Source organism: Lentzea sp. NPDC051838, assembly GCF_040681245.1.
GTDB lineage: Bacteria > Actinomycetota > Actinomycetes > Mycobacteriales > Pseudonocardiaceae > Lentzea.
Genome location: NZ_JBFAYI010000008.1, coordinates 77,582 through 90,186, shown reverse-complemented (window position 1 = coordinate 90,186; position 12,605 = coordinate 77,582). Strand labels below are relative to the sequence as shown.

Below are 12,605 nucleotides of genomic sequence, written 5' to 3'. Positions count from 1 at the left end.
ATGCGGCCGGACCCGTGCCGCGGGGAACGGTTTTCCCGTTTCACGTCAAGTTGGAAACAGGGAAACGGGTGGTTACACTCTGCGGGCGACGAATGGGGAGGATCCGTGAGCGCGCCCGCCGAGCAGCTCCTGGAGGAGCTGAAGGCACTCCGCAAGGGCTACGGACTGAGCACGACGAACCTCGCTGACCAGGTCGGACCCGGACTGCTGACCCTCTGCGGCGCGGTGGCGGGCGACAGCGCGGACGAGGTGCGCAACAAGCTCACCGCGACGTTGCGGGAACTGATTGACCAACTGCCGGACCGCGTGCGCCCGATGATGCACACGACATTCGCTTTGAAAGGGAATACCGGCCGCCTGCAGGCCCGGGTCACCGCCTTCTCACAACAGGCCGGGCTCGCGAACCGCACAGTCATGCGCCACGTCGACATAGCGATGGAATCCCTCGCCGTGATGGCGGCCCAATGGGAACCACGCCGGCCGTCCAGATCGCCGTCGCTCTGGCGCATCACCCGTTTGCAGGTGTTCCTCAACTTCGATCTCAGCGTCCCCGAAGTCGTGGAAATCCGTCAGATCGAAGCGCTGAGCGACGAATTGACCGAGCTCGATCTGGAAATGACGCTGACTCCGCTCGACGGATGGCGGGCCGGCACACCGCTGGAGCACATGGGCGTCGATCTGTTCCACGGCGGCAAGCTCGCCGGGAGCACCCTCAAGGGCCAGAACAGGGTCGCGTTCCGGCTGCTGCTGCCCAGGCCGCTGAGCCGAGGCGAGCGGCACGAGTACGCGATCAGGATCTCGCTCCCGGCGGAGCGCGCGCTGCAACCGCTCTACATGTGCACCCCGCGCCACCCGTGCGAGTGGTTCGACCTGCACATCCGGTTCCCGTCGGACGCACCGCCCAGCCGGTTGTGGCGCGTGCCCGGCCTCTCGCCGTTGCAACTCGACGACCCCCACGGCCGGCTGCCGGTCGGCGCGGACCAGTTCGGCGACGTGCGGGCGACGTTCAAGAACCTGGAAGCGCACCTGTCCTACGGCATCGGATGGGCGTCAGGCAGTTGAGTCGCGCGGGGCCTCCAGCTCGTCCGCCTTCTGCTTCATGCGCTCGAGGCTGCCCCCGTGGTCGTCAGCGCGCATCGCCGTGATGGCCGCGAACAGGTGCGCGCCGGTGTACGGGTCCTGCTCTTTGCGCTCGTAGACCTCACCGAGCGTAGCGGTGTACAGGGCGTGCGACATGGCCGCGAGCATCGCCCGCATGCGCGGCACCAGCACCTTGGGAGCGGAGGCGTCGATGATCGGCGTGACGCGTTCCCACACCTGGTCGGGCGTGCCGGGCGGCTCGAACTGGTTGAGCGCGAGCAGGCCGTTCTCCAACGCGCCCATGACCAGCCGGATCTCGTCGTCGTCCGCGGGCAGCAGCCGGGCGACCTCGTCGGCGTCGCGCTCGTGGTACGCGATGGCGAGCCGCAGCCCGAGCGCCTGACTGCGGTCCTTCTCCTCGGGTTCGAGGAACCACCACTGCTGCTGCGCGGTCCTGGGAAACATGTCACGCAGTGTGCCGCCGGTCGGCCGATTCCGCGCCTTGAGTTAGGCAAGCCTAACCAAAGGTGTTAGGTTTCTGGACATGCCGCGCTACTCCGCGTTCGACAGGTTCACGATCAAGGCCGCCGTGAAGGCCGCCGAGCTGGTGATGGCTCCCGCGAACCGCCGCGAGGTCTTCGAGCAGTTCGTCCTGACCGTCACGGCGGTGACCGACCTGAGCGAGCACATGCGCCGGATCACCTTCCACGCACCGGAGCTCGCGTCGTTCTCGGTGACAGGCCCCGACGAGTACTTCGGCCTGCTGATGGCGACCGGCCGCGAGCTCGTGATGCCCGCCGACGACCGGATCAACGTGCGCACGTCGTTGCGCGCCATGCCGGAGGACGTGCGGCCGGATCTGCGCTGGTACACGATCCGCGCGCATCGCCCTTCGGTGGCCGAGATCGACGTGGACTTCGTGGTGCACGGGGACGCCGGGCCGGGCACGCGCTGGGCACGCCGGGCCATCGCGGGCGACCAGGCCGGGTTCCGCGCGGGCGGTTCGGCGTACCGGCCACCGTCGGAGGGGCCGGTGCTGCTGGTGGCGGACGAGACGGCGTTGCCCGCGCTGGCCGCGATTCTGGAGGTGGAGACGCGGCCCGCGCAGGTGTTCGCCGAGGTGCCCGACGAGTCCTACCGGGTCGACCTCGACGTGGAGTGGGTGTACCGCTTCTCCGGCAAGCCCGGTTCCGCCGTGCTGAAGGTGTTGCGGGACAAGGCTCTGTCCACTGTGGAGTACGGGTGGGCGTGCGGGGAGTCCGGGCTCGCGACCGGGGTGCGGCGGCACCTGGTGAAGGAGCGCGGGGTGGACCGGAAAGCGGTGATGTTCAGCGGCTACTGGAAGGCGGGCTCAGCCCGGATGTAGGCCGCTGAGCCGCAACGTCTTCGAGACCACCGGATCGGTCGCCGCCATGCCGTACCGGTGCTCGTACACAGCGAGCACGATCCGTCGTAGGTCGTCGAGCGCGGCCGGGTCGTTGTCCACGTAGTCGGCGGCCATCAGCAGCATCGGGTAGCCGGCGGATCCCTGCGGTGGCAGATAGCCGTTGACGGGCAACAACACCGCGCCCAGGCGCCGGTAGAACTCGATGCGGCGGCGCCTGATCGTCTCCTCGGCCGGCTCGATGCCGTGCTGCGCCGGGTCTTCGACGTCGTAGATGATGCGGGTGTGGCCGGCGGCCGTCATCGCCACCTGCAGGTGCTTCCAGAGTTGCTCGCCGAGCCCGCGCCCCTTCTCGCCCACGGTGAAGTAGCGCAGGTAGACCCAGCCGGTGTCGCCGAGCACGCGCAGCACGGCGAAACCCAGCGGTTTCTCGTCGACCAGGACGAGCGCGGTGTCGGCCAGCAGGTTCTCGAACGACGCCCGCAGGTGTGGTGCGAAGCCGTCGAAGTAGATCTGCTGGACCTGCGCCAGCTCGTCCGAGGTCAACGTCGACGCGGCAACCAGCCTCACCGGAACTCTCCCCCCACCATCGTTCGCAGCACTTCGATGTCCTTGATCCGGTCGGTGGTGGCGGGATTGCCCGACAGCACGACCAGGTCGGCCAGCTTGCCCACGGTCAGCGTGCCTTTGAGGTGCTCCTGCTTGCACGCGTAGGCCGAGCCGAAAGTGTAGGCGCGCAACGCTTCCAGACCGGTCAGCGCTTCGGCGCGGTTGAACGGCACGCCGGACGACGTCAGCTGGTTGACCAGGTCGTGCATGCCGAGCAACGGGGTGCCGCGCACGACCGGGCGGTCCGAGCTGCCCGGGACGATCATGCCCGCGTCGAGCAGCGAGCGCTGGCGGTAGGCCCACGCGGAACGCTCCGGTCCCAGCGCTGCCAGCATGCCGTCGCCGATCTCGTTCACGAAACGGCCCTGTGGCACGGCGATCACGCCCAACGACGCCGCGCGCGTGACCTGGTCGGGCCGGGACACGCCGAAGTGTTCGATGCGGTGCCGGACATCCGGCCGTGGATCGAGGCGTTGTGCTTCTTCGTAGGCATCCAGGACGAGGTCGATGGCCGCGTCGCCGATCGCGTGCGTGGCGACCCGCCAGCCACCGCGATGGGCAGCGATGATCTGGTCACGCAGCACGGACTCGTCGCCCTGCAGATAGCCGTGGTTGCCCGGGCTGTCCGCGAAGTCGTGGCACATCGCGGCGGAACGGCCGATCAGCGAGCCGTCCGAGAAGATCTTGGTCGGACCGATGCGCAGCCAGTCGTCGCCGAATCCCGTGCGGATGCCCAGATCCAGGCCGAGGCCCAGCTCTGTCACCTCGTGCAACGCGTCGGCGGCGATCATCAGCTCGACGCGGACGTGCAGCTTTCCCTGCTCGCGAGCGCGGTGGTAGGCCTCCAGCTCGACCGGCGACTTGCCGATCCAGCCGCCGCCGATGCCCGCCTCGACGCAGCTCGTGATGCCTTCGCTCAGGTACACCCGGCCCGCGCGGTCGATCGCGTCGACCAGCGTGTCCACCGGGTACGGCAGCACCAGGCGGTTGACCAGCTGCTGGGCCTGTTCCTGCAGCAACCCGGTCGGGCGGCCGTCCGCGTCCGTCACCACGACACCGCCGGAGATCTCGACGGCGTGCTCTGAAATCCCCAGCTCTTCCAGCACCGGGGTGTTGACCACGCACATGTGACCGGACGTGTGCTTGATCCACACCTTGCGGCCGCGGGCGACGCGATCCAGCGCGTCCCGGGTCGGATGGCCGCCGCACTTGTTCTGGTCGTAGCCGAAGCCCACCACCCACTCGCCGTCCGGAGCTGCCTCGACGGCCGCGTACAGCGCGTCCAGCGACGGCACGCGGCAGTCCACTTCGGACAGAGCGAGGCCGAACATCGCCATGTGGTTGTGGGCGTCGTGGAAGCCGGGCGTGACGACAGCACCGCCCAGGTCCACGACCTCGCGCGCCGGAACCTCCTCCAGCGCCACGATCCGATCACCGAGCACCGCGAGAGCGGACGCCGGGCCGTCCAGCGTCACGAACTCGGCGTTGGTCAGCAGCAGGTCGGCCTTGATCATTGCAGCCCCTCGAAAGCCACGCGGTACCAGTCGCTCCACGGCGTCGGCCGACCGTCCGAGTCGATCTTCACGATCACCCGGTAGCCGGACGCGTAATGACCGCACCGGAAGCCGTAGCGAGCGCTGGTCGTGCCGATGCGGTCGGCGGTGATCTCCACCGGTAACGAGCCCGGCGAGGTGAAGGCGCAGTGGAACTCGACGTGCAGCTCCTTCACCACGTAGTTCAGGTCCGGGTCGCGGTCGGCGTAGGACGACCAGCCGAAGCCCAGATCCTCGAACAACGCGGACTGGGCGCGTTCCACGTGAACGGGAAAACGCGAGTTGTGCAGGGTTCCGTTGAGATCAAGTTCGTCGAAGAAGACCGGGCTTTCCCAGTGAAAGCTCACCGCAGCAGCTCCTTGGCGACACGCTCGGACGGGGTGCGCGGTAGATCTTCGCGGAACTCCCAGAAACGCGGAACCTTGAAAGCCGCCAACCGTTCCGCACACCAGTCCGCCAACTCGTCCGACGACACAGTGCCCACGACGAACGCCTTGACCTCCTCGCCGCGGATCTCGTCCGGCACCCCGAGCACCGCCGCGAGCCGCACGGCCGGGTGGCTCATCAGCACTTCCTCGACCTCGTGCGCCGCCACGTTCTCGCCGCTGCGCCGGATCATGTCCTTGGTCCGGCCGAGGTGGTAGAAGCGCCCGTCCTCGACCCTCGCGAGATCTCCGGTGCGAAACCAGCCGTCCGCGAAAGGCGACGGCAGCCCGAGATAGCCGTCCATCATGCCGGGACCGCGCAGCCACAGCTCGCCGTCGACGATCTTGGCCTCGCGATGCCCCGCAGGCTTCCCGAGACAACCGGTACCGACGAACCTGTCGTGATCCTCGGCCGTGATCCTCAGGTCGGCGCCTGTCTCCGTCATGCCGAACGCCTCGTACCAGCCGACACCCCACCGCTCTTCCAGTTCCGCGTGCAGGGCGGGCGGAATCGCCGAAGCCTGCACGGCCCGGACGCGATGATCACGGTCGGCACGGTCGGGCGGCATGCGCAGCAACAACGCCGGCATCGCGCCGAGGCAGTAGAAGTACGTGACGCGGTGCTCGCGGACCTTCGCCCAGAACGTGGACGGGTGAAAGCCGTCGAGCACCACGAGATGCGCTCCGGCGAGCAGCGCCGCAACGACGTTCCACTGTGGATCGATGTAGTGGAACGGTTGTGCCGTAAGCATCACGTCGTTGCTGCTGAGATGAGGAAACTCGTCCACGAGGCTGCGACCCAGCGTGAGCCAGTACTCCTGCGACAGCACGCACGCCTTGGGCTTGCCCGTCGTGCCCGAGGTGAACTGCAGGCTGACCGGCCCGCCGACCACCCCTTGCACAAAGCCCTCGACCGGCTCCAACTCCTCGACGAGATGCACTGCACGGCCGTCGAGCAGCGGCTGGAACTCCGCGGTGCTGACCACCGCGACCGCTTCCGACGTCCGGAGCACATGGTCAGCGTCGACCGACCGGTACTTGACGTTGATCGGCACCGCGGTGGCACCGAGCTTGATCAGCGCGAACCAGACCAGCGGGAACTCCGGCACGTTCCGCAGCATGATCGCGACCCGGTCACCCGCGCGGATCCCCTTGTCCCGCAACGCCTGCGCGTACCCGCTGGACAGCCTGTCGATCTCGGCGAACGTGAACGAGCCACCGGGATCGAACGTCCACGCCGTTCTGTCCGGCCATCTCACAGCGGCCGTCCGCAGCATCGCGATCACTGGTTGAAGTCTTTCCGCGGCGCCTCGTTCTCCCCGGACAGGCTCGTCTGCAGGGCGTGCTCAACCTCCGTGGCGAGGGCCTGGTCGAGCGTCGAGTCGTAACCCTGGTCGATGGCACGTTTCGCGAGCAATGCGGCGACCGGAGGCTGAGCGATGATGCGCCGCGCGAGCTTCATCGCGTGCTTCTCGTGGTCGTAGACGTCCCGGTAGACCACCCCGAGCTGCAACAGCCTGTTGCCGGTGATCTGTTCACCCAGCAGCAGCCATTCCTTGGCCTGGTGCGGCCCCACCAGCTTCGGCAGCAGACTGGAGATACCTCCCGTCACGCTGAGACCGACCCCCACTTCGGGAAACCCGAACTTCGCGTCAGCCGTCACGATGAGGTCGCATCCCAGCGCGAACTCCGCGCCCGCACCGAGCGCGTACCCGTGCACCGCCGCGATCACGATGCCGGGGTAGTCGCGGATCGCCCGCGTCACGTCCTGGATGCGTTCCAGCCGGGCCCGCGTCTCGTCCTCGGTCTCGACCGGCACCGGTTCCTTGAGGTCGTGGCCGGCGCAGAACGACTTGCCCCGCCCCGCCAGCACGACCACGCGCGCCCCGTCCTCGCGGGCACGGCCGAAGGCTGCCAGCAAGTCCTCGACCAGGGCCGGGACCACGGCGTTCAGCCGTTCCGGACGGTTCAGGTGCACCTGCGCGACGCCCTCGGCACAGGAGTAGTCGACGGTCATCTCTCCCCTTCGATCGATCGATCGATTGAGTCCGACGCTAGAGTGAGCGAGTCAGGTCGGTCAAGGGAGGCGTCACATGTCGACTGAGGAGCGGGTCCGCGAGGCGGCGGTGGCGTTGTTCGCCGAACGCGGGTTCCACGGCACCGGCATCCGCGACCTCGCACAGGCCGCCGGGCTGTCGTCGGCGACGCTCTACCACTACATGGGCACCAAGGAAGATCTGCTCGCCGAGATCATGCGCACGAGCCTGACCGCGTTGATCGCCGAGGCCGAGAAGATCACCGGTGACCCGAGGGAACGGCTCGTCGCATTGGTCAAGATGCACGTCCAGGCTCACGCCGAGAAGCCGCGCGAGACCACGGTCGTGGACGGCGAGATGCGCGCGCTGACCGGCGAAAGGCGCGCGGAGATCGTGGCGTTGCGCGACCGGTACGAGCGGTTCTGGCAGAACGCGATCGTCGACAGCCTGAAGGCTCGTCAGCTGTCAACAGCGGATCCGAGCATCGCTCGTCTGGCGTTGCTGGAGATGTGCAGCGGGGTGTCGCGGTGGTACTCCCCTGAAGGACCGGTCAAGTTGAGCGATCTCACCGTCCAGTACGCGGACATGGCGCTGGGCATGCTCGGCGCGTCCCGCTAGTCTCGATCACGCCAGCGGTTCACTCAGGTTCGCTTGAGTGGAGCAAAAGGGAACCCGGTGCGAGTCCGGGACTGCCCCGCAGCGGTGAGTGGGAACGAAAGCCGTCATACGCACTGGAGAAATCCGGGAAGCGACGGCCGGTAGGAGCGCGATGTACGCCCACGAGTCCGAAGACCTGCCGCCGGTCCGCGCACCGACCGGTGCGCGGTGCACCGGAGCCTCTCGGGCGGGCTGACGGGCGACCTCTGGGCTGCCTCGTGGGTTTCCGGTGCGTTCCGCACGCTCGCGAGGAGAGAGCTTGTGACCATCGGCAGCACCGTTTTCGGCTATCCCCGCATCGGACCGATGCGCCAGCTGAAGCGCGCCGTGGAGCAGTACTGGTCCGGCAAGATCGACGAAGCCACCCTGCAGGCCACCGCACGTGGGCTGCGCGCCGAGACCTGGGCCGAACTGTCCGAACTGGACTCGATTCCGTCCGGCACGTTCTCGTTCTACGACCACGTGCTCGACACGGCGTTCCTGTTCGACGCCGTGCCGCAACGGCACCGCGACCTGGGTCTGTCCGAACTGGACACCTACTTCGCCGCGGCACGAGGCCGCGACGGTGCCGCTGCTCTGGAACTCACGAAGTGGTTCGACACCAACTACCACTACCTGGTGCCGGAACTGGGCCCTGACACCGAGTTCCGGCTCGCCGGCGACAAGCCGATCGCGGAGTACCGCGAGGCGCTGGAGCTCGGCTTCACGACCCGGCCGGTGCTGCTCGGCCCGGTGACGTTCCTGCTGCTGGCCAAGAGCACGGTCCCGGGCTTCGAGCCACTGACTCTGCTGGACCGCCTGCTGGAGGCCTACGTCGAGCTGCTCGGCCGGCTGCGGGTCGAGGGCGTCGAGTGGGTGCAGCTGGACGAACCGGCGTTCGCCGCCGACCGCACACCCGCCGAGCTCAACGCGTTGCGGCGCACGTACCGGACGTTGAGCGGCCTGCCAGGACGGCCGAAGCTGCTCGTCACCGGCTACTACGGCGACCTGGGGCCCGCGCTGCCGATCCTGGCCGAGTCGCAGGTCGAGGCGATCGGGGTCGACCTGGTCAGCGCACCGGACACCTCGTTCGCCATTCCGGCGTTGCGCGACAAGACATTGGTCGCCGGCCTGGTCGACGGGCGCAACGTGTGGCGCACCGACCTGCACGCCGCGCTGTCCAAGGCCGCGTCGCTGCTGGGTTCCGCGCGCGAGGTCGTAGTGTCGTCGTCCACGTTGCTGCACGTGCCGTACGACCTGGAGTTCGAGCAGCTCGACGCTGACGTGCGGGCACGGCTGGCGTTCGCACGGCAGAAGGTGCGCGAGGTCGTCGTGCTGGGCAGGGCTTTGCGCGACGGAGCGGACGGCGCGTGGGCGGACGAGGCTCAGCGTCAGGTTCCCAGTCCCCGTCGCGATGATCATGTGCGGGCTCGCATCCAGTCGTTGCGGCCGGAGAACCAGGTTCGGGCGCCGTACGAGGACCGGGCGGCGGCCCAGCAGGCACGGCTCGGCCTGCCGCCGCTCGCGACCACGACGATCGGCTCGTTCCCGCAGACCGGCGACATCCGCAAGGCCCGCGCGGCGGTCAGGAGCGGCGAGATCACCCCGGCTGACTACGACCAGCGCATGCGGGACGAGATCTCGCGGGTGATCGACCTGCAGGAGGACATCGGCCTGGACGTGCTCGTGCACGGCGAACCCGAGCGCAACGACATGGTCCAATACTTCGCCGAGCACCTCGAAGGCTTCGCCAGCACCGAGTTCGGCTGGGTGCAGTCCTACGGGTCGCGGTGCGTGCGGCCGCCGATCATCCACGGTGACGTGTCACGGCCTCGCCCGATCACGGTGCCGTGGAGCACCTACGCGCAGTCGCTGACCTCCAAGCCGGTCAAGGGAATGCTGACCGGCCCGGTGACGATCCTGGCGTGGTCGTTCGTCCGCGACGACCAGCCGCTCGCCGACACCGCGGCCCAGGTGGCGCTGGCGCTGCGAGACGAGATCCGTGACCTGGAGGGTGCCGGGATCCGGGTGATCCAGGTGGACGAACCGGCGTTGCGGGAGCTGCTTCCGTTGCGCCAGAAGGACCAGTCGGCGTACCTGGCGTGGTCGGTCGGCGCGTTCCGGCTCGCCACCACCGGTGCCACGGCGGCCACCCAGATCCACACGCACCTGTGCTACTCGGAGTTCAACGAGGTGATCGGCGCGATCTCCGACCTCGACGCCGACGTGACGACGATCGAGGCGGCACGGTCCAAGATGGAGATTCTGGAGGGGCTGGACTTCCCGCGTGGCATAGGTCCTGGCGTCTACGACATCCATTCCCCGTTGGTGCAAAACGAAGATCAGATCGTTTCGCTGATCACCGAAGCGGTGCGCGCGGTGCCAGGTGAACGGTTGTGGATCAACCCCGACTGCGGGCTCAAAACTCGCGGTTACGCCGAGGTGGAGCAGGCGTTGCGAAACCTCGTCGCTGCGGCCCAACGGATGCGCACCCACCTGGGGTAATGAGAGCGCGACCCCGGAACGTGATCGATTCCGTTCCGGGGTTGTTAAATTCCCGGTACTGCAAAGATTTGGCGAACTACCTAGACGTGAAGGTGGTTCATGTACCACCTTCTGCCTCGCAAGCCTCTCCGCTCCCCCTGCTCCCCGGAATCGAGGCCACTGTTGAGGAAGAAGCTCCTACCCGCGCTGGCCGGCGCACTGCTGATCACCGCGCTGTTCCCCGGGATCGCGCTCGCCGACCCGCCCCAGGCCATCCCCGCCAACTACGCGGCGGAGGACGGCAAGTGGCAGCCGGCGTTCGACTACGACGGTGACGGCTGCTACCCCACCCCGGCGATCTCGCCGACCGGGCAGGTGGCGCCGGGCCTGAAGAACTCGGGCGCCCTGAACGGCAACTGCCACGACAGGTCCGACCTGGACAACACGAACTCCTACAGCCGGTCCAAGTGCAACAACGGCTGGTGCGCCTACCTGTACGACCTGTACTTCGAGAAGGACCAGGCCGTGCCGGGCTGGGACTGCTGCGGCCACCGGCACGACATCGAGCACGTGATCATCTGGGTGCAGAACGACGTGGCCCAGTACGTCTCGACGTCGGCGCACGGCAAGTACAGCACCTACTCGCGTGACAAGGTGGCATGGGAAGGCACCCACGCGAAGATCATCTACCACAAGGACGGCGCCAGCACGCACTGCTTCCGGCTCGCGGGCTTCAACGAGCAGGCGGAGAACCACTACGGCGTCTACCAGTACCCCGACCTGGTGAGCTGGGACCGCTTCCCGGCCGGGGTGCGCGACATCCTGGTGAACGCGAACTTCGGCAGCGCCTCGCTGGCGATCAAGGACAGCGCGTTCAACTACAACCTGGGCATCGCGAAGCCGGCCGGGATCCCGTTCGACCCGAACGCGTAGCTACCAGCTGAGCCCGGCATCTTCCCGTTACGGCGGGTAGGTGCCGGGCTCCGCTCGCCTTGCGGTTCAGGCGATCATCTTGTGCAGCGCGACCGCCACGCCGAGCCCCACGGCGACGCCCGCGACCGGACCAGCGCCGGCGTTCCCGGCAATGCCCGCGGCGATCGACACCGCTCCGATCACCGCCCACCGCACCGGGAGGCGCTCCGGCTGCGTTTCCTTCGCCGGTTCCGGGACCGGGTCACGTCGCCAGATCTTGAACACGGCTTCTCTGCTTTCTGCGATGGGAATAGGACCGGCCGGGTGCACGGAAACCCTGAGTTGCCGAGCGCTGCCCCAGCGACTTGGGCGGGCGGTTCCGCGCTGACCAGATCGGCGTCGGCTGCGAGAGCGGAAGTACCGGTGCGGTCATCAGCGCCGACCCCGCCAGCCGCTCCGACGCGGCCAGCCTCGCCAACTCGGCCGGCTGCTGCTGCCCGGCCAGCCACGCCTGCCGCACCTGCCACGCCGACTGGGTCGGCCGTACCGATCCGGACGGCTGTTCCACCGTGGACGCCAAGATCGCGTCGACGAGGCCGGCAAGGGACCTCCCGTCGGAAGTCGGGCGATACACGACCCAGCGCCTGTACACCGCTGCGGTCGTCCGACCTGCCCACCGGTCCAGCAACTGCTTCCGACGTTGCTCGGAGCTGAAGTTGCCGGAGTACCAACGGAGTTCGTCCAACTTGGGTCGCAGACCAGCAGGAAGCGGCGAGAACTTCAACGGCTGCGCGCCGTCGTTCGCCCTCGCCCGGTCACGCTGCCGATAGGCAGCCTGTCTACAAGCGTTCCCGCAGTACCGGCGCGGACGGCCGACAGCAGCCTGCGAAAACGGCGTAGCACATCGCTGACACTGCGGAGCCGCAGCAACCCCGATCCGCTGTCCGGCTTCTCGCAGGACTCGAGAGTGGCTGGGACCGTGCCCCGTGAGCAGCTCCTCCACCAGCGCCTCGCCACCAGGAGAACTCCGGATCTCTTGGACCGCGAATCCGAGCAGATCCATGACCGGGTACTTCTGCTCGCCCAGACGCCGTTGCAGGCTCGCCACCGATACGCCGTAGACGTAGGCGGCGAGGATCTCGACCAGATCCGGCGGCAGCCTGCGCAGCGCGTTGTCGAGTGCGTCGCGCCCGGCATATCTCGCCGTGGGGTCATCGAAGGCATGTGTGCGCCTTCTGACTCGCATCGCTCACCTCCCACCGGCAACGCCCGACCTCGACCATCGACCCCTCCCAATGTTCCCGGAGACGACAAAACGCCCCCGGTGTGACACCGAGGGCGCTGAAAGTCGTCTGAAACGCGAAAACCCACCTCTGCGAGGTGGGTTGCGGTTGAGGGCACAGCGGTGCCCGACGAGTCGGACTGTACATCAAATGCATCGCGCGCAAAAGTCTGCAGGTCAGAAACCCCGGCGCCGCAAGAGTTT

13 protein-coding genes and 1 riboswitch are annotated in these 12,605 nt (G+C 67.9%); of the genes, 5 read left to right on the top strand and 8 right to left on the bottom strand.

Going from position 1 to position 12,605, the window contains the following annotated elements; all coding sequences use genetic code 11:
• Window positions 1-105: 105 nt before the first annotated feature.
• Complete coding sequence (locus AB0M24_RS20340; protein ID WP_363769624.1) at window positions 106-1,062, top strand: hypothetical protein; 957 nt, start codon at window positions 106-108, stop codon at window positions 1,060-1,062.
• Here AB0M24_RS20340 and AB0M24_RS20335 read toward each other — a convergent pair.
• Complete coding sequence (locus tag AB0M24_RS20335; RefSeq protein ID WP_363769621.1) at window positions 1,051-1,545, bottom strand: hypothetical protein; 495 nt, start codon at window positions 1,543-1,545, stop codon at window positions 1,051-1,053. The genes AB0M24_RS20340 and AB0M24_RS20335 overlap by 12 nt on opposite strands.
• Before the next feature lie 79 nt (window positions 1,546-1,624).
• On the opposite strand from AB0M24_RS20335, the gene AB0M24_RS20330 reads away from it, so the two are divergent.
• Window positions 1,625-2,446 carry a siderophore-interacting protein gene (locus AB0M24_RS20330; protein WP_363769618.1) on the top strand — a complete coding sequence of 274 codons (822 nt, stop codon included), beginning with the start codon at window positions 1,625-1,627 and terminating at the stop codon, window positions 2,444-2,446.
• On the opposite strand, the gene AB0M24_RS20325 is transcribed toward AB0M24_RS20330, so the two are convergent.
• The 5 genes from AB0M24_RS20325 to AB0M24_RS20305 are packed head-to-tail and all read right to left on the bottom strand — an operon-like array spanning window position 2,432 to window position 7,068.
• Window positions 2,432-3,034, bottom strand: a complete 603-nt coding sequence (locus AB0M24_RS20325; protein ID WP_363769615.1) for a GNAT family N-acetyltransferase — start codon at window positions 3,032-3,034, stop codon at window positions 2,432-2,434. The two genes, AB0M24_RS20330 and AB0M24_RS20325, sit on opposite strands and share 15 nt — an antisense overlap.
• A complete protein-coding gene (locus AB0M24_RS20320; RefSeq protein ID WP_363769612.1) occupies window positions 3,031-4,587 on the bottom strand; it encodes an amidohydrolase in 1,557 nt (518 codons plus the stop codon). Before AB0M24_RS20320 ends, AB0M24_RS20325 begins: the two co-directional genes overlap by 4 nt.
• On the bottom strand, window positions 4,584-4,973 hold the full coding sequence (locus tag AB0M24_RS20315) for a hypothetical protein (RefSeq protein ID WP_363769609.1): 390 nt from the start codon (window positions 4,971-4,973) through the stop codon (window positions 4,584-4,586). Before AB0M24_RS20315 ends, AB0M24_RS20320 begins: the two co-directional genes overlap by 4 nt.
• Window positions 4,970-6,328, bottom strand: a complete 1,359-nt coding sequence (locus AB0M24_RS20310) for an AMP-binding protein (RefSeq protein WP_363770248.1) — start codon at window positions 6,326-6,328, stop codon at window positions 4,970-4,972. The genes AB0M24_RS20315 and AB0M24_RS20310 overlap by 4 nt, the downstream gene beginning before the upstream one ends.
• Window positions 6,329-6,333: 5 nt before the next feature.
• Window positions 6,334-7,068, bottom strand: a complete 735-nt coding sequence (locus AB0M24_RS20305; protein WP_363769607.1) for an enoyl-CoA hydratase/isomerase family protein — start codon at window positions 7,066-7,068, stop codon at window positions 6,334-6,336.
• A 76-nt stretch (window positions 7,069-7,144) separates the two neighbouring features.
• Here AB0M24_RS20305 and AB0M24_RS20300 point away from each other — a divergent pair, with 76 nt between their 5' ends.
• From AB0M24_RS20300 to AB0M24_RS20290, 3 genes are all read left to right on the top strand, one after another.
• Entirely contained in the window at window positions 7,145-7,705 is a 561-nt protein-coding gene (locus AB0M24_RS20300; protein ID WP_363769604.1) for a TetR/AcrR family transcriptional regulator, read from the top strand.
• A riboswitch (cobalamin riboswitch) is annotated at window positions 7,704-7,903 on the top strand. (Overlaps the previous gene by 2 nt.)
• 102 nt (window positions 7,904-8,005) lie before the next feature.
• Window positions 8,006-10,228 carry a 5-methyltetrahydropteroyltriglutamate--homocysteine S-methyltransferase gene (gene metE / locus AB0M24_RS20295; protein WP_363769601.1) on the top strand — a complete coding sequence of 741 codons (2,223 nt, stop codon included), beginning with the start codon at window positions 8,006-8,008 and terminating at the stop codon, window positions 10,226-10,228.
• Between the two features lie 225 nt (window positions 10,229-10,453).
• Window positions 10,454-11,140 carry an NPP1 family protein gene (locus tag AB0M24_RS20290; protein WP_363770245.1) on the top strand — a complete coding sequence of 229 codons (687 nt, stop codon included), beginning with the start codon at window positions 10,454-10,456 and terminating at the stop codon, window positions 11,138-11,140.
• Window positions 11,141-11,206: 66 nt separating this feature from the next.
• Here AB0M24_RS20290 and AB0M24_RS20285 read toward each other — a convergent pair whose 3' ends face one another.
• Window positions 11,207-11,404: a hypothetical protein gene (locus tag AB0M24_RS20285; protein WP_363769599.1), complete on the bottom strand. Its 198-nt coding sequence runs from the start codon at window positions 11,402-11,404 to the stop codon at window positions 11,207-11,209.
• A complete protein-coding gene (locus tag AB0M24_RS20280; RefSeq protein WP_363769596.1) occupies window positions 11,382-12,365 on the bottom strand; it encodes a hypothetical protein in 984 nt (327 codons plus the stop codon). Before AB0M24_RS20280 ends, AB0M24_RS20285 begins: the two co-directional genes overlap by 23 nt.
• Window positions 12,366-12,605: the final 240 nt, after the last annotated feature.

Bases quoted from the DNA above. Each gene is read 5' to 3' on its own strand.
- AB0M24_RS20305 (WP_363769607.1), bottom strand. From the start codon at position 7,068: ATGACCGTCGACTACTCCTGTGCCGAGGGCGTCGCGCAGGTGCACCTG.
- AB0M24_RS20320 (WP_363769612.1), bottom strand. From the start codon at position 4,587: ATGATCAAGGCCGACCTGCTGCTGACCAACGCCGAGTTCGTGACGCTG.
- AB0M24_RS20280 (WP_363769596.1), bottom strand. From the start codon at position 12,365: ATGCGAGTCAGAAGGCGCACACATGCCTTCGATGACCCCACGGCGAGA.
- AB0M24_RS20335 (WP_363769621.1), bottom strand. From the start codon at position 1,545: ATGTTTCCCAGGACCGCGCAGCAGCAGTGGTGGTTCCTCGAACCCGAG.
- AB0M24_RS20310 (WP_363770248.1), bottom strand. From the start codon at position 6,328: ATGCTGCGGACGGCCGCTGTGAGATGGCCGGACAGAACGGCGTGGACG.
- AB0M24_RS20330 (WP_363769618.1), top strand. From the start codon at position 1,625: ATGCCGCGCTACTCCGCGTTCGACAGGTTCACGATCAAGGCCGCCGTG.
- AB0M24_RS20300 (WP_363769604.1), top strand. From the start codon at position 7,145: ATGTCGACTGAGGAGCGGGTCCGCGAGGCGGCGGTGGCGTTGTTCGCC.